This window comes from Pseudomonas sp. PB120 (genome assembly GCF_009761815.1).
In the GTDB taxonomy this organism is placed as follows: domain Bacteria; phylum Pseudomonadota; class Gammaproteobacteria; order Pseudomonadales; family Pseudomonadaceae; genus Aquipseudomonas.
Window position 1 is genome coordinate 1 of the sequence record NZ_RWIN01000040.1, and the last position, 16,202, is coordinate 16,202.

At 60.2% G+C, this 16,202-nt stretch carries 11 protein-coding genes and 3 pseudogenes; 7 read left to right on the top strand and 7 right to left on the bottom strand.

The window, feature by feature from the left end:
• Positions 1-179: 179 nt before the first annotated feature.
• The gene (locus EJA72_RS08080) at positions 180-1,982 is read left to right on the top strand and encodes an acyl-CoA dehydrogenase (RefSeq protein WP_157710971.1); all 1,803 of its coding nucleotides are present in this window, start codon (positions 180-182) and stop codon (positions 1,980-1,982) included.
• 239 nt (positions 1,983-2,221) lie between these two features.
• On the opposite strand, the gene EJA72_RS29600 is transcribed toward EJA72_RS08080, so the two are convergent.
• The 4 genes and pseudogenes from EJA72_RS29600 to EJA72_RS08095 form a co-directional block, all read right to left on the bottom strand.
• Positions 2,222-3,067, bottom strand: a complete 846-nt coding sequence (locus EJA72_RS29600) for a methyl-accepting chemotaxis protein (protein ID WP_372240689.1) — start codon at positions 3,065-3,067, stop codon at positions 2,222-2,224.
• Positions 3,068-3,085: 18 nt separating this feature from the next.
• A pseudogene (locus tag EJA72_RS29605) lies at positions 3,086-4,165 on the bottom strand (cache domain-containing protein); the annotation flags it as partial.
• A 100-nt stretch (positions 4,166-4,265) separates the two neighbouring features.
• A complete protein-coding gene (locus EJA72_RS08090; protein ID WP_157710973.1) occupies positions 4,266-4,568 on the bottom strand; it encodes a cell division protein ZapA in 303 nt (100 codons plus the stop codon).
• Positions 4,565-4,795 carry a hypothetical protein gene (locus tag EJA72_RS08095; protein WP_008149645.1) on the bottom strand — a complete coding sequence of 77 codons (231 nt, stop codon included), beginning with the start codon at positions 4,793-4,795 and terminating at the stop codon, positions 4,565-4,567. The genes EJA72_RS08090 and EJA72_RS08095 overlap by 4 nt, the downstream gene beginning before the upstream one ends.
• Before the next feature lie 488 nt (positions 4,796-5,283).
• Between EJA72_RS08095 and EJA72_RS29610 the strand changes: the two are divergent.
• The 5 genes and pseudogenes from EJA72_RS29610 to selO all read left to right on the top strand — a co-directional run.
• Positions 5,284-5,940: pseudogene (locus EJA72_RS29610) on the top strand (MCP four helix bundle domain-containing protein); the annotation flags it as partial.
• 306 nt (positions 5,941-6,246) lie between these two features.
• Positions 6,247-6,843: pseudogene (locus EJA72_RS29615) on the top strand (methyl-accepting chemotaxis protein); the annotation flags it as partial.
• Positions 6,844-7,132: 289 nt separating this feature from the next.
• Complete coding sequence (locus EJA72_RS08105) at positions 7,133-8,875, top strand: potassium/proton antiporter (RefSeq protein ID WP_157710975.1); 1,743 nt, start codon at positions 7,133-7,135, stop codon at positions 8,873-8,875.
• A gap of 34 nt (positions 8,876-8,909) precedes the next feature.
• The gene (mscK, locus tag EJA72_RS08110) at positions 8,910-12,260 is read left to right on the top strand and encodes a mechanosensitive channel MscK (protein ID WP_157710976.1); all 3,351 of its coding nucleotides are present in this window, start codon (positions 8,910-8,912) and stop codon (positions 12,258-12,260) included.
• A 48-nt stretch (positions 12,261-12,308) separates the two neighbouring features.
• Complete coding sequence (gene selO / locus EJA72_RS08115) at positions 12,309-13,772, top strand: protein adenylyltransferase SelO (RefSeq protein ID WP_178129176.1); 1,464 nt, start codon at positions 12,309-12,311, stop codon at positions 13,770-13,772.
• A 6-nt stretch (positions 13,773-13,778) separates the two neighbouring features.
• Here selO and EJA72_RS08120 read toward each other — a convergent pair whose 3' ends face one another.
• Positions 13,779-14,180, bottom strand: a complete 402-nt coding sequence (locus EJA72_RS08120; RefSeq protein WP_157710977.1) for a type II toxin-antitoxin system HigA family antitoxin — start codon at positions 14,178-14,180, stop codon at positions 13,779-13,781.
• Complete coding sequence (locus EJA72_RS08125; RefSeq protein WP_157710978.1) at positions 14,177-14,473, bottom strand: type II toxin-antitoxin system HigB family toxin; 297 nt, start codon at positions 14,471-14,473, stop codon at positions 14,177-14,179. Before EJA72_RS08125 ends, EJA72_RS08120 begins: the two co-directional genes overlap by 4 nt.
• 195 nt (positions 14,474-14,668) lie before the next feature.
• On the opposite strand from EJA72_RS08125, the gene trxC reads away from it, so the two are divergent.
• Positions 14,669-15,103 carry a thioredoxin TrxC gene (trxC, locus tag EJA72_RS08130; protein ID WP_157710979.1) on the top strand — a complete coding sequence of 145 codons (435 nt, stop codon included), beginning with the start codon at positions 14,669-14,671 and terminating at the stop codon, positions 15,101-15,103.
• Between the two features lie 125 nt (positions 15,104-15,228).
• On the opposite strand, the gene EJA72_RS08135 is transcribed toward trxC, so the two are convergent.
• Positions 15,229-15,999 (bottom strand): ParA family protein, encoded by a 771-nt coding sequence (locus EJA72_RS08135; RefSeq protein WP_157710980.1) that lies wholly within the window; start codon positions 15,997-15,999, stop codon positions 15,229-15,231.
• Positions 16,000-16,202 lie beyond the last annotated feature (203 nt).

Below are 16,202 nucleotides of genomic sequence, written 5' to 3' on the forward strand. Positions count from 1 at the left end.
TCTGTCAGTCACCTTCAATATTGACTGATCTGCCGCCATCGCGAGCAGGCTCGCTCCCACAGGGGTTTGTGGTGTTTGCTAAGTTTCTGCGCGGCTCCAACATCACCCTTATCAATCATCCTATCCAGCCTCTATTCCCCATCTTAGACTCGGCCCATCCCAATAAAAGGTAGGCCGCCATGTCCGAGACGTTGCTCAGTTCCCGCAATCTGGCTTTCGAGCTGTATGAAGTCCTCGATGCCGAGGGCCTGACCCAGCGTGAGCGTTTCGCCGAGCACAATCGCGAGACCTTCGATGCCGCCCTCGGCACCGCCCGCAGCATCGCCGAGAAGTTCTTCGCCCCGCACAATCGCAAGGGCGACGAGAACGAGCCGCGCTATGAGGACGGCCAGGCGATTCTGATTCCGGAAGTGAAGCCGGCGGTGGACGCCTTCCTTGAAGCCGGTTTCCTCAACGCCGCGCGCAGTTTCGACGCCGGTGGCATGCAACTGCCTACGCTGTTGTCCCAGGCTTGCTTCGCGCACTTCCAGTCGGCCAACGCGGCATCGACCTCGTACCCGTTTTTGACCATGGGCGCGGCCAACCTGATCGAAAGCTTCGGCACCGATGAGCAGAAGCAACGCTTCCTGCAACCGATGATCGACGGGCGTTTCTTCGGCACCATGGCCCTGACCGAACCCCACGCCGGTTCGTCGCTGTCGGATATTCGTACGCGCGCCGAGCCTGCGTCTGACGGCACCTATCGACTCAAGGGCAACAAGATCTTCATCTCCGGTGGCGATCACCCGCTGTCGGAAAACATCGTGCACATGGTGCTGGCCAAATTGCCGGACGCGCCGGCCGGGGTGAAGGGTATTTCGCTGTTCATCGTGCCCAAGTTTCTGGTCAATGATGATGGCAGTCTCGGCCAGCGCAACGACGTGCTGCTGGCCGGTCTGTTCCACAAGATGGGTTGGCGCGGCACCACGTCCACTGCGCTGAATTTCGGCGATAACGGTGAGTGCGTCGGCTACCTGGTTGGCAAGCCGCATCACGGTTTGAGCTATATGTTCCAGATGATGAACGAGGCGCGCATCGGCGTCGGCATGGGCGCGGTGATGCTCGGTTACGCCGGTTACCTGTATTCCCTGGAGTACGCCCGCGAACGTCCGCAGGGCCGCGTGCCAGACAGCAAAGACCCGAACACCGCACCCGTGGCGATCATTCAGCACGCCGACGTCAAACGCATGCTGCTGACCCAGAAGGCCTACGTCGAAGGCTCGTTCGACCTCGGGCTGTACGCCGCGCGGTTGTTCGATGACACCACCACGCTGGGAACCGAGGCCGAACGCAAGCAGGCCCATGAGTTGCTGGATTTGTTGACGCCCATCGTCAAATCCTGGCCGTCGGAGTTTTGCCTGAAGGCCAACGAACTGGCGATCCAGATTCTCGGCGGCCACGGCTACACCCGCGAGTATCCGGTGGAACAGTATTACCGTGACAACCGTCTGAACCCGATTCACGAAGGCACCCACGGCATTCAGTCGCTGGATTTGCTGGGGCGCAAACTGGCGCAGAACGGCGGCGCGGGATTGAAGCAGTTGATCCGCCTGATCGCCAACACCGCCGAGCGCGCCCATGCCTACGAGTCGTTGACCGCATTGCGTGAACCGCTGGAGAAACTGGTCGCGCGCTTGCAAACGGTGACCCTTGGTTTGCTGACCGATCTGGGGCAGGGCAAGGTCAATAGCAGCCTGGCCAACTCGGCGCTGTACCTGAAGGTGTTCGGGCACACGGTGATTGGCTGGCGCTGGCTGGAGCAGGCGATTCGGGCCGAAGAAGGGTTGGCCAAAGGCAATGCGGCGGATGTGAGCTTCTATAAAGGCAAGCTGCAGGCGGCGCGGTATTTCCTGACGTGGGAAGTACCGGGTTGCCACCATGAGCTGGCGATTCTTGAGGCTCGGGATGATGTGTGTTTGAACATGCAGGATGAGTGGTTCTGATCTCAGCCTTCCAGCGCGGCTGAAATCCAATCGCGAGCAGGCTCGCTCCCACATTTGATCTGGAGTGCACATAGTTTGTGGGCACAAGAAATCAAATTAGGGGGCCAGCCTAAGTCTTGTGGTGCTGCTGACATCCAATCGCGAGCAAGCTCGCTCCTACAGGGGGCCGCGTTTAACCAGACAACGCGCTCAAATGTGGGAACGAGCCTGCTCGCGATGGCGTCCGAACAGGCGCCCCATCAGCTCAGCTTGAAACCGCCCATCTGCCGCGCCAGGTCATCCGCCAACCGCTGCAACGTCTGACAGTCTTCGCGACAAGCCCTGACCTCTCCCGCCGTCGCCCGCGCGAGGTCGGAAATGCCCTGCACGTTGCGGTTGATCTCTTCCGTCACCGCCGATTGTTCTTCCGTCGCGGTCGCCACTTGGTGGTTCATGTCGCTGATGCGCTCGACCTGCCCGGTAATTGCCGTCAATGACGCGCCCGTGCGCTGGCTCGATTCAACGCCGGTACCCGTCGCCGCCTGCCCCGAATGCATGGATGACACCGCGTTCTCGGCGCCCTGTTTGAGGCTGCCGATGATCTGCTGAATTTCGTCGGTGGACGACTGGGTCCGCCGCGCCAGCGTCCGCACTTCATCGGCGACGACGGCAAACCCGCGCCCCATGTCGCCGGCGCGCGCCGCTTCGATGGCGGCGTTGAGCGCCAGCAAGTTGGTCTGCTCGGAGATCCCGCGAATCACCGCCAATACTTGATCGATGGACGCGACCTGATCGGCCAACTCACCCACCGCGCCGGCTGCCACGCCGATTTCGTCGGACATCCGCTCGATATGCCGGATCGACCCGCCGACCACTTCCCGCGCTTGCAGCGCTTCGTCGCGAGCGGTTTGCGAAGCAAGTGCTGCATTGCCGGCGTTACGCGCGATTTCCTGCACGGTCAGGCCCATTTCATGGACGGCGGTGGCGACCATGTCAGTCATTTCCTGCTGCTGCCCGGAGCGCCCGGCGGTGTTATCCACCACCTGCGCTACCTGGCTGACTGCCGTGCGCAAACGCTCACTGGTGGTCAGCACTTCGCCGATCATGTCGCGTTGGCTGTCGAGGAACCGATTGAACCCGCGAGCGAGGTCGCCCAACTCGTCGGCGCGGCTGGAATCTAACCTGTGAGTCAAATCTCCGCCGCCACTACCAATGGCGACCAGCGCCGCCGTTACCTGGCGAATCGGCCGCACCAGCCCACGGGCCAGCAATACCACCAGCAACAGGCACACCAGCGCCACCGCCAGGCCGATGCCAGTACTCATCCACATGGCACGACGGGCCTCGGCGAAAATCTGCGACTGGGGCACTTCGGCCACCAACGTCCAGCCCAAGTCCCTTAGCGGCAAGCTCAACGCGAGAAAATCCTCGCCATCGCGCACGAAACTGCTATTTGTGGCAGTTTTTTGACCCATGACGGCCTGCGCTGCCGAGGCACCAATCTGCTCGGACAAGGTACGTTTACCGCTGAACTGTGCCTCCGGGTGAACCTGGATCAAACCGTCGGAACGCACGAGATAGACCTTGCCACGCTCTCCAAAACTGAAGTTGTGGATCAGCTCCGACAGCTCTTTCATGCTCAGGCCAAGCCCGGCAACGCCCACCACTTTACCGGCACCGGCCTGTTCGACTTTGAAGTCGATGAAAAGCGCCAATTCTCCGGTGGACTTGTCGTTATCGATATTGAGGGTACGCGCCTGGTTGCCGTCGAGGAACGAGTAAAACCAGGCGTCATTTGGATTGGAACGGCTGAGGGTCCGGTCCAGGCCTTTTTCAGTGAAATAGTGGCTGGATGCGGTCCCGATGATCAGCGCAGTGAAGGCTTTATGTTCTGCGCGAATGCCTTCCAGATACTGCACGAACCCTGGAGCCTGGGCAGGCTCTTCGCCCCCGGCCAGCCAGTCGCGGACCATGCTGTTACTGGCGATGTCCTTGGCGGCCGTAAGCGGTTGAACGAGGATGCGCTCTATGTCGTTTCGCATCGCCTCAATGCTCGACGGCAGCGCTTGTTCGACCAGATAGCTCTGAGCGAGGCGGTTGACCACAAGGGTATAAATGCCAACCACGATGAGCACGCTGACCAGCAGGGCAGTGCCCATGCTCAAGATCAACTGCCATTGAATACTGCGACGCCAGAACTGCATGGAGCACCCCCAAAGAATAAGAGGCTGAAACACTGCAACAGCCGTGCCGATCGTATACAGCTACGCCGACAATTTATTCTTTGGTTGTGCGCAAAGCCGATCAGGCCTGATTGATCGTCTTGGAGATCACTTCAACCGTGGCGCTGACTTGCTCTTGGTAACGGTCGAGTTCGAGCTTGTGCTGCTTTTTCATTTCGATCTGCTGGGAACACAGATTCATCGCGGCCAGGACCAACAAGCGGTCACCGATCAGCGCCGGGTACTTCCTTTTGGTCTCGGCCAAAGCGGCTTTCAACATTAATGCGGCGTCCAGCAGGGTTTGTTCTTCCCCGGCCGGCGCCTTGATCGAATAGTCCTCCCCCAGGATCGAGACGACTTTTACCCCTGCGGCGCCGACGCTCATGCGCTGACCGGACCGGCGCTGACGCGTTCAACCAGGGCCTGGATGCGTGCCGCTGTGGCGCCCTGTTTTTCTTCCTGTTCCATCAGGCTCAGTTGCAGGCTTTCGTTTTCATCCTTGGCCTGGGCCAGTTCTGCACTCAGGGTCTGGTTGGTGCCGAGCAGGGTCTGGTTCTGTTGCACCAGGTCGCTGACCAGTTGTTCCAATTGGCTTAGGGATGCTTCCAACATTTTGATTTTCCGAGCATTTTCAAGGGGCGCGTACGATAAAGAAAAGTCACCATGGATGCCAGGGTTATTGGGGCGCAAAGCCTTGATTTTCCTGGCGGACGACCTTCCTCGCGAACTTTAAAGACTGTGATTGGCGGATCTGGTTCCTGCACTTCGTCGCCACGGGTCAAAACCAATGCCCTCGCACAACCCTTATCAGCAAAGCGTGACACTTTGTGGCGAGGGAGCTTGCTCCCGCTGGACTGCGCAGCAGTCCCATTTTTGGGGCCGCTACGCGACCCAGCGGGAGCAAGCTCCCTCGCCACAGGGTATGAGTCGCTGTGACAAATTCGCGCAGGCGCTCAAGACTTTAGTCGCATGACCGATAAGTCATCCATACGTCAGTCTCAGCGCCGTACCGGTGCATCTTTTCGGTAAACACCATGTCCCTTCGTAATATGAATATCGCACCGCGGGCGTTCCTCGGTTTTGCGCTGATTGGCGGTTTGATGCTGGTGTTGGGGGTGTTTGCCTTGAACCAGATGAGCAAGATTCGCGGCGCCGCCGAGGAGATCACCACTAACAGTGTGCCGAGCATCAAGGCGCTGGATGAATTCACCCAGCTGTCCCTGCGCCTGCGGGTGCTGTCCTATCGTCTATTGGTGAATCGCGAGCCAGATATCCAGCAAAAAACCATGGAGCTGCTTGAGAGTCGCAACCAGCAAATTCATGCGGCCCAGGCCGCTTACGAAAAACTGATCGCCGGCCCGCAGGAGCGCTCGGCCTACGATCAATATGTGCAACTGTTGTCGCAGTACCGCCAGATCGAAGACCGGATGAAAAGCCTGTCACGCAACAATCAGATCGACGAACTGCGCAACTTGCTCAACACCGAACTGCTGAACAATTCCGATGCGATGAACACCGCTCTCAACCGCTTGCTTGAGATCAATACCCAACAGACTCACGACACCAATCAGCAAGCCGCCGATCAATATTCCTCGGCCTTCAACCTGGTGATTACGCTGCTGGTACTGGCCACCGGCCTGACGCTGTTGTTCGCCTGGCTGTTGACCAACAGCATCACCAAGCCGATCGCCAACGCCCTGAACGCTGCCGAAGCCATCGCCGAGGGCAACCTCACGCGCCCGATCACCGTTGACGGTGAAGACGAAGCCGGCCGCTTGCTGCTGGCGATGTCGAAAATGCAGGACAAGCTGCGCGACACGCTGCAACGGATCTCCGGTTCCGCGACGCAACTGGCGTCGGCGGCTGAAGAACTCAACAGCGTTACCGATGAAAGCGCCCGTGGCCTGACTCAGCAGAACAACGAAATCGAACAGGCCGCCACCGCGGTCAACGAAATGACCAGCGCCGTGGAAGAAGTCGCGCGCAATGCGGTCAGCACGTCCGAAGCCTCGATGAATGCCACCACGTCGGCGGGCGATGGCCGTGATCTGGTGCAGGAAACCGTCACCGCCATCGAGCGAATGAGTGCTGATGTGCAGAGCACCGCGACCCTGATTGGCGACCTGGCCAACGAGTCCCGTGACATCGGCAAGGTGCTGGATGTGATCCGCGGCCTGGCGGACCAGACCAACCTGCTGGCCTTGAACGCGGCCATCGAGGCTGCCCGTGCCGGTGAAGCCGGTCGCGGCTTTGCGGTGGTGGCGGACGAAGTTCGGGCGCTGGCGCATCGCACCCAGCAATCGACCAGCGAGATCGAGCGGATGATCGGCAGCATCCAGAGCGGCACCGAGCACGCGGTGGATTCGATGCGCAACAGCACCGAACGCGCCGAATCGACGCTGAACATTGCACGCGGTGCGGGCCTGTCACTGGATACGATCAACAGCGCGATTGTCGAAATCAACGAGCGCAACCTGGTGATCGCCAGCGCGGCAGAAGAGCAGGCGCAGGTGGCGCGGGAAGTGGACCGCAACCTGGTGAACATCCGTGATTTGTCGGTGCAATCGGCGACCGGGGCCAGCCAGACGAGTGCGGCGAGTAACGAGCTGTCGCGCCTGGCGGTGGACCTGAACACGATGGTTGGGCGGTTTAGCCTGTAACGAACACCCGGCCCCCCTGTGGCGAGGGAGCTTGCTCCCGCTCGGCTGCGCAGCAGCCGCAAACCCTGCGCACGGGTTGCTTCTGGAACACCGTGGGACTTTTGGGGGCCGCTGCGCGACCCAGCGGGAGCAAGCTCCCTCGCCACAGGGCCGCGCCCTCCAGAAAGGACGCGATCAACCATCGTCAAAACCTTTTTGACAGCATCACATTTCAACAGGTTAGAATCGCTGGCACGCAGACTGCATGGTCAGTTTGTGCCCGCCTCTCAGTTTTCCTGGAGTACTGCCTTTGAATGCGACGACCATCAACAGCCTGTTCTTGATCGGCGCGTTGCTGGTAGGTGCGAGCATTCTGGTGAGCTCACTGTCGTCCCGCCTCGGCATCCCGATCCTGGTCATCATCCTGGCCGTGGGCATGGCGGCGGGTGTCGACGGCGGCGGCATTATCTTCGATAACTACCCGACGGCTTATCTGGTCGGCAACCTCGCACTCGCCGTCATCCTGCTCGACGGCGGTTTGCGGACCCGGGTCGCGAGTTTCCGAGTGGCATTATGGCCGGCACTGTCGCTGGCCACCGTCGGCGTGTTGATCACCACCGCACTGACCGGCATGGTCGCTGCGTGGCTGTTCAACCTGAACATCATCCAAGGCCTGCTGATCGGCGCCATCGTCGGCTCCACGGACGCCGCGGCCGTTTTCTCGCTGCTGGGCGGCAAAGGCCTGAACGAACGGGTGACGGCCAGCCTCGAAATCGAATCCGGCAGCAACGACCCGATGGCGGTGTTCCTCACCGTCACCCTGATCGACATGCTCGCCAGCGGCCAGACCGGCTTGCACTGGAGCCTGCTCGGGCACTTCGTGCGTGAGTTCGGGATCGGCGCCGTCGTCGGTCTCGGCGGCGGCTGGCTGATGTTGCAACTGGTCAACCGCATCAACCTGGCGAACGGCCTCTACCCGATCCTGGTGATCGCCGGCGGCCTGGCGGTGTTTGCCCTGACCAACGCCTTGCACGGCAGCGGTTTCCTCGCGGTCTATTTGTGCGGCCTGGTGATCGGCAACCGCCCGGTGCGCAGCCGCCACGGCATTTTGCACATGCTCGACGGCATGGCCTGGCTGGCGCAAATCGGCATGTTCCTTGTGCTGGGCCTGCTCGTCACGCCCCACGATTTGTTACCGATTGCTCTGCCTGCGCTGGGTCTGGCGCTGTGGATGATCCTGTTTGCGCGGCCGCTGTCGGTGCTGGTCGGCCTGCTGCCGTTCAAGGCGTTCCATGGCCGTGAAAAGGCGTTCATTTCCTGGGTCGGCCTGCGCGGCGCGGTCCCGATCATTCTTGCGGTGTTCCCGCTGATGGCCGGCCTGCCTAACGCTCAGCTGTATTTCAACCTCGCGTTCTTCATCGTGCTGGTGTCACTGCTGGTGCAGGGTACAAGCCTGCCGTGGGTGGCCAAACTCTTGAAAGTGACGGTACCGCCGGAGCCTGCGCCGATTTCCCGCTCAGCACTGGAAGTCCACGTCACCAGCGAGTGGGAGCTGTTTGTGTATCGCCTGGGCGCCGAAAAATGGTGCATCGGCTCGCCCCTTCGCGAGCTGAAAATGCCCGAAGGTACCCGGATCGCGGCGCTGTTTCGCGGCCAGCAACTGCTCCATCCGTCGGGTAGTACGGTGCTCGAAGTCGACGATTTGCTCTGTGTGATCGGCCATGAACACAACCTGGCGGCCCTCGGAAAACTCTTCAGCCAGGCGCCGCAACGGGGCCTCGATTTGCGCTTCTTCGGCGACTTCGTGCTCGAAGGAGACGCCCAGCTGGCCGCGGTTGCTGCCTTGTACGGACTGCAAGCCGAAGGCATCGATCCGGACATGTCCCTTGGCCGCTTCATCGCTCATAAAGTGGGCGGTGCGCCAGTGGTCGGTGACCAGGTGGAGTGGAACAACACCATCTGGACTGTTGCGGTCATGGAAGGGAACAAGATCGGCAAAGTGGGCGTCAGATTCCCCGAAGGAACTCGCCCCGGCCCGGGCTTGTTCCTCTAAACTCCTTACTTCGTCTCGCTTCAGATCGGTACCTATGTCAACCCTGCGCACCTTTTTCATGATGGCCCTGCTGGGCTTGAGTCTTACTGTCGGTACATTGCAAGCGGCCGAGCCGCCGTCCAGCGAAGCCGTGCAGGCAAGCCTGGACAAGATCGCCGACCGCAAGCTGCCGGAGGCCGATCAGAAAGCCCTGCAAACCCTCCTGCAAAACACGCTCACGCAACTCAACAACGAGCGTGATTACCAGCAGAAGCTGACCGATCTCAAGCAGCAGTTGGCCACAGCGCCCAAGCAGAACGTCGAGAACCAGCGCGAGCTGGCACGGCTCAAAGCCACGAAAACGGTGCCCTTGGCCCAGCGTTACGGCAACCTGTCGATCCAGCAACTGGAGCAAATGCTCACCGAGCGCTCCACCCAGCAAAGCGACCTGCAAAAGGCGCTGGGCGACGCCAACAGTCTGGTGATCACCGCCCAGACCCGTCCGGAGCGCGCCCAGGCCGAAATTTCCAGCAGCCAGACGCGCATCCAGCAGATCAACAACCTGCTCAAGGCCGGCAGAGATAACGGCAAGACTTTGAGCAGCGAGCAACGCGACCTGCTCAATGCCGAGCTCGCGGCGCTCAACGCGTTGATCCCGCTACGCCGCCAGGAGCTGGCCGGCAACAGCCAGTTGCAGGACCTGGGCAACAGCCAGCATGACCTGCTCTCGGAAAAATCCGATCGCCTGGACCAGGAAATCCAGGAGCTGCAAAACCTGATCAACCAGAAGCGCCTGGCGCAGTCCCAGGAAACCGTGACGCAGCAGTCCATCGAAGCACAGAAGGCCGGCGGCAGCAGTTTGCTGGCGACTGAAAGCGCGGCGAACCTGAAGTTGTCCGACTACCTGCTCAAAAGCACCGACCGCCTCAACATCGTTACCCAGCAAAACCTGCAGACCAAGCAGCAACTGGACAGCGTGACCCAGAGCGATTCGGCCCTGGACGAGCAGATCAACGTGCTCAAGGGCAGCCTGCTGCTGTCGAAGATTCTCTACAAACAGAAACAGGCTTTGCCGCGCCTCAGACTGGACCGCGACCTCGCCGACCAGATCGCCGACATTCGCCTCTATCAGTTTGAAGTCAGCCAGCAACGGGAATTGCTCAGCAACCCGACCACCTACGTCGACAACTTGCTGTCCACCCAGCCTCCGGAGCAAGTCACCCCGCAGCTGCGCAAAAGCCTGCTGGAGCTGGCCAACACCCGTGCCGATCTGCTGGAGCGACTGAACCGCGAACTGAGCGCGGTGCTCAACGAATCCATCACGCTGCAACTCAATCAGAAGCAATTGCTCAGCACCGCGCAAAGCCTGCGGGCGACGCTTGATGAGCAAATGTTCTGGATCCCCAGCAACAAGCCACTGGACCTGGAATGGATCCGTGCCGTCCCGGAACGTTTGCAGCGCCAGGTCACGACCCTGCCGTGGGCGTCCAGCCTCAGCGAATTGAGCGATGGCCTGATTCAGCGGCCCTTGCTGTTCCTGCCCTTGGTGCTGTTGATCGGCGCCCTGCTGTGGCGGCGTAAAAGCCTGTATGCCCGACTGAACAAGGTTCACCAGGACATCGGCCACTTCAAGCGTGACAGCCAGTGGCACACGCCGCAGGCGATCCTGATCAATATCCTGCTGGCGATGCCGGTCTCGCTGGGCCTGGCGTTATGTGGCCTGGCCCTGCAGATCGACGCCCGCGGACAGAACGCCAACATGGGTGCGGCACTCCTGCAAATGGCCCAGGCCTGGCTGGTGTTCTACACCGCGTACCGAATCCTCGCGCCGGGTGGCGTGGCCGAGTTGCACTTCCGTTGGGAAAAACCGCAGGTCGAGTTCCTGCAGGGCTGGGTCCGCCGGCTCGGACTGGTGGTCATGGCGCTGGTGGCCGTGGTGGCGGTGGCCGAGTTGCAGCCGGCAACGCTGGCCGACGATGTGCTGGGCATGCCGGTCGTATTGATCTGCTACGCCCTGATGGCGTGGTTGCTCAGCCGTTTGCTGATCAGCAGCCCGGCGCACGAGAACGCGTCCCTGTTCCGCAAGGTCGTGGGGATTCTGTTCACCGCCCTGCCCATCGCGTTGTTCGTGGCCGTGTGCTTCGGCTATTACTACACCGCGCTGAAACTCAGTGACCGGTTGATCAACACCCTGTACCTGCTGATGTTCTGGCTGGTGATAGAAGCCACCTTCGTGCGCGGCCTCAGCGTCGCGGCCCGGCGCCTGGCGTACCAGCGCGCACTGGCCAAGCGTCAGGCCGCGAAAGAGGCCGGCGATGGCGAAGCGGTGATTGAAGAGCCGACGCTGGACATTGAAAAGGTCAACGAACAGTCCCTGCGACTGATTCGCCTGGCCCTGCTCGGCGGCTTCATGGCCGCGCTGTACTGGGCCTGGTCCGACCTGATCTCGGTGTTCTCGTACCTGGACAACGTCACCCTCTACGAATACACCAGCGGCACCGGCGCCACCATGAGCATGGTGCCGATCAGCATCGGCGACATGCTCGGCGCGCTGATCATCATCGGCATCACCTTCGCCCTCGCGCGCAACTTGCCGGGCTTATTGGAAGTGTTGGTGTTGTCCAAGCTGAACCTGGCGCAAGGCAGTGCCTATGCGACGACCACGTTGCTGTCCTACGCGATTGCCGGCATCGGTTTTGTCTCGACCCTGTCGACCCTCGGCGTGAGCTGGGACAAGTTGCAATGGCTGGTGGCAGCGCTGTCGGTCGGTCTCGGTTTCGGGATGCAGGAGATCTTCGCCAACTTCATCTCCGGCATCATGATCCTGTTCGAACGCCCGGTACGGATCGGCGACACGATCACCATCGGCAACCTGTCGGGCACGGTGAGCAAGATCCGCATCCGCGCCACCACCATCACCGACTTCGACCGCAAGGACATCATTGTCCCGAACAAGACGTTCATCACCGGGCAATTGATCAACTGGTCCCTGACGGACACCATCACCCGGGTGACCCTCAAGCTCGGCGTCGATTACGGTTCGGACCTGGACCTGGTCAAAGAGCTGCTGCTCAAAGCCGCGCGTGATAACCCGCGAGTGCTGAAGGATCCGGAGCCGCACGTGTACTTCCTGAACTTCGGCGAAAGCACCCTCGATCACGAGCTGCGCATGCATGTGCGCGATCTCGGTGACCGTAACCCGGTCATCGATGAGGTCAACCGCTTCATCAACCGCGAGTTCAAGAAGCAGCACATCAACATCTCGTTCCGGCAGATGGAGGTTTACCTCAAGAACCTGCACGGCGAGGAGTACAAGATCGTGCCGATCGAGTCAGAGGCAAAAACCATCGTGCCGCTGGTCGATGGCAAACCCGCGCAAGAGCCGCCACCCGCCAAACTCGACTAACCGCCCTATCCCTAGCAGAATGCTCGGACATTCTGCTGGAGATGGCCGGTGAAAGCCCTCGACGAACTGACCTTCGATAATCGCTTCGATCGCTTGGGCGATACGTTTTCCGCCCACGTGCTGCCCGAGCCCATCGACAACCCGCGCCTCGTGGTCGCGAGCCCCGCCGCCATGGCGCTGCTCGACCTCGACCCGGCCGTGGCCGACACCACCGAATTCGCCGAGTTGTTCAGCGGCCACAAGCTCTGGGCCGACGCGGTGCCTCGGGCGATGGTCTATTCCGGTCATCAGTTCGGCTCTTACAACCCCCAACTGGGCGATGGTCGCGGCCTGCTGCTGGGTGAGGTCTATAACGAGGCCGGCGAGCATTGGGACCTGCACCTCAAGGGCGCCGGTCAGACGCCCTTTTCGCGCATGGGCGATGGCCGCGCGGTGCTGCGTTCGTCGATCCGCGAGTTCCTCGCCTCCGAAGCGCTGCATGCCTTGAACATCCCGACCACCCGCGCGCTGTGCGTGATCGGCTCCGACACACCGGTCTGGCGCGAAAAGCAGGAGCGTGCGGCCATGGTCCTGCGCCTGGCGCCCAGCCATGTGCGCTTCGGGCATTTCGAATATTTCTATTACACCAAGCGCCCCGAGAAGCAGAAAGAACTCGGCGAGCACGTGCTGGCCATGCATTTCCCGGAATGCCTCGAGCAGCCTGAACCGTACCTGGCGATGTTCCGCGAGATCGTCGAGCGCAATGCCGGGCTGATCGCCAAATGGCAGGCCTACGGTTTTTGCCATGGGGTGATGAACACCGACAACATGTCGATCCTGGGCATCACCTTCGACTTCGGCCCATTTGCCTTCCTCGACGACTTCGATGCCAACTTCATCTGCAACCACTCCGACGACCAGGGCCGCTACTCGTTCAGCAATCAGGTGCCGATTGGCCAGTGGAACCTCAGCGCCCTGGCCCAGGCCCTGACGCCGTTCATCAGCGTCGAAGCCCTGCGCGAGACCCTCGGTCTGTACCTGCCGCTGTACCAGGCGCATTACCTCGACCTGATGCGCCGCCGCCTCGGCCTCACGACCGCCGAGGACGACGACCAGACACTGCTGGAACAGCTGCTGCAATTGATGCAGAACAGCGGCGTCGATTACAGCCTGTTCTTCCGCCGCCTTGGGGAAGAATCACCCGAGCAGGCCGTCGCCCGCTTGCGCGACGACTTCGTCGACATCAAGGGCTTCGATGCCTGGGCCGAGCGGTACATCGCCCGGGTCACCCGCGAAGGTGAACTTGATCAGACCCAGCGCCGCCAACGGATGCATGCGGTCAACCCGCTGTACATCCTGCGTAACTACCTGGCGCAAAAAGCCATCGATGCGGCAGAAAGCGGCGACTATTCAGAGGTTCGTCGGTTGCATGCGGTGCTCAGCAAGCCATTTGAGGAACAGCCTGGAATGGAGCGTTACGCCGAGCGCCCGCCGGAGTGGGGCAAGCATTTGGAGATAAGTTGTTCGTCGTGATACCAGTCAGATAAAGGTCTCTACTGAGGTACCGAAGCGCTCGGCCAACCAACGGATCTGCCGCAGGTTGAGCTGACGCTTGCCGCTCAGGATCTCGGATACCACGGACTGGGTGCCGACGCCGGGCAGGTCACTCTGGGTCAGTCCATGTTCGCGCATCAGGTAGCTGAGGACGTCGACGCCGCTGGCTTCGGCCATGGGGTGATGTGTGTGATCCCATTCCTCAATCCAGTCGCCGATGATGTCGACAAGGCTCATCAGTGGGTGCGACTCGTCATCGCCGGTCATTTCAAGCAGCTCATCGAGCGCCAGCACCAGCCTGTCATAGTCGTCTTCGTTTTTCGGCTTGCGCAGCAATGGCGATACAAACTCCCAGTGCTCAACTGCCTGTTTGATCAGCACACTCATTCTCTTCCCTCCTTCCATTTTCCTCGGTCATATTCGCGATGATCCAGCACATGCTTGATGTAAAGCTTCTGATGCTGATACCTGACATAGGCAATCAAGCGCAGCTTGTTTCCACCGATATCGAAGACGTGTAACTCCCCAACCTTATCGGTCGCAGCAAACAGCGATTTCATTGCCGAAAAATCGCAAGGGCTGTTTCGCTTTACCAGTCGATACCAGTGATCAAGCGCCGTCGCCGCATGGGGCCATTTCTCTTTCGAATCCCGAATTCGTTTTTCTGAAAAAACGCGCATGCAATGTCCTTATCGCATTTTGCTATGGATGAGTTAACCATAGGGAGCCGATATCGCAAGTTGCGATATCACCAGGCCGACAAATGGCGCGTCGGCACTCTCCCAGCGTAGATTCGCTGCGCTTGATCGAACGATTGAAAATATGAGCAAACGTCTCCAAATAGAGGTGATTGGCTTCTCAACAGGACCGCATCCATGACCGACCCACTCCTCATCCCCTGCCCCCACTGCAATGGCCTGAACCGCATCCCCGCCGAGCGCCTTGCCGACCATCCGAAATGCGGTCGTTGCAAGGCTGAGGTCTTGCTGAGCAAGCCGTTCGAATTGAAACAAGGCGATTACGCCAGCCAGATCAAGGGCGATCTGCCACTGCTGGTGGACGTATGGGCGGACTGGTGCGGGCCGTGCAAGTCGTTTGCGCCGGTGTTTGAGCAGGCAGCCGGCCAGCTGGCGGGGAAATGCAGGCTGGCCAAGCTGGACAGCGAGGCGAACCAGCAGTTGTCGGCGCAGCTGGGGATTCGCTCGATTCCGAGCTTGATTCTGTTCAAGAACGGCCGGGAAGTGGCGCGCCAGAGCGGGGCTTTCCCGTTGCCGCAGTTGATGAGCTGGTTGCGTAGCCAGGGTATTTGAGCCACCACAAAAGCAATGTAGGAGCGAGCCTGCTCGCGATAGCGGTGTGTCAGTCACATCTACATTGACTGTCCCACTGCTATCGCGAGCAGGCTCGCTCCTACAATTGATTCGCGGTGACTCTGCTAGGCGTTTTCCAGCAGGTTATGCAGGTCGACGAATTGTTGGGTCAGTTTGTGCCGTGGATCGAGGTGGATCAGCGGCGTATTGGCCTGATGGGATTCGCGCATGCGCACCGAGCTGCCCAGGTACACCGGCAGGACCGGAAGCCCTTCTGCGATCAGTTCGTCGAGCATTTGCTGGGGCAGGCTGGCGCGGGCCTGGAACTGGTTGACCACAATGCCTTCGACTTCCAGCCCTTCGTTGTGGTCTTCCTTCAATTCTTCGATTTCTGCCAGCAGGCCATAGAGCGCCTGGCGGGAGAAGCTGTCGCAATCGAAGGGAATCAACACACGATCAGCGGCAATCAACGCCGATACCGCATAGAAGTTCAATGCTGGCGGCGTATCCAGATAGATCCGGTCGTAATCTTCCGCCAGTTCATCGAGCAATTTGCGCAGTTTGTTGATCTTGTGTTTCGCCTCGAGCTTGGGCTGCAGGTCGGCCAGCTCGGCGGTGGCGGTGATGACATGGAGGTTGTCGAACGGCGTTTCGTAGATATCGACCTGGTTTTTCTTGGAGAACGGCCCGGAAGACAGGGTCTGCTTGAAAAAATCGGCGATCCCCATCGGGATGTCGTCACCGGTGAGCCCCGTCAGGTATTGCGTGGAGTTGGCTTGAGCGTCCAGGTCCACCAATAAGGTGCGATAACCCTCGCTGGCGCTGACCGCTGCCAAATTGCAGGCAATACTGGACTTGCCTACACCACCTTTCTGATTGAAGACCACGCGCCGCATGTCAAACACTCCATGTATCAAAGAATGACCGAGTGTAGTGGTCTACCGCTCGGCTTCGCTAGCACTACCCTCACGTTTTCGATGCTGGCCATGCGACAGCTTCTCGCGAACCAGCCGGTACATTTATAGTGAGCAAAATGTAACCAGTATTTGCTACACGCCCAATGCAACGGGATAATGCGCGCCACTCGGCGTTAACCGCC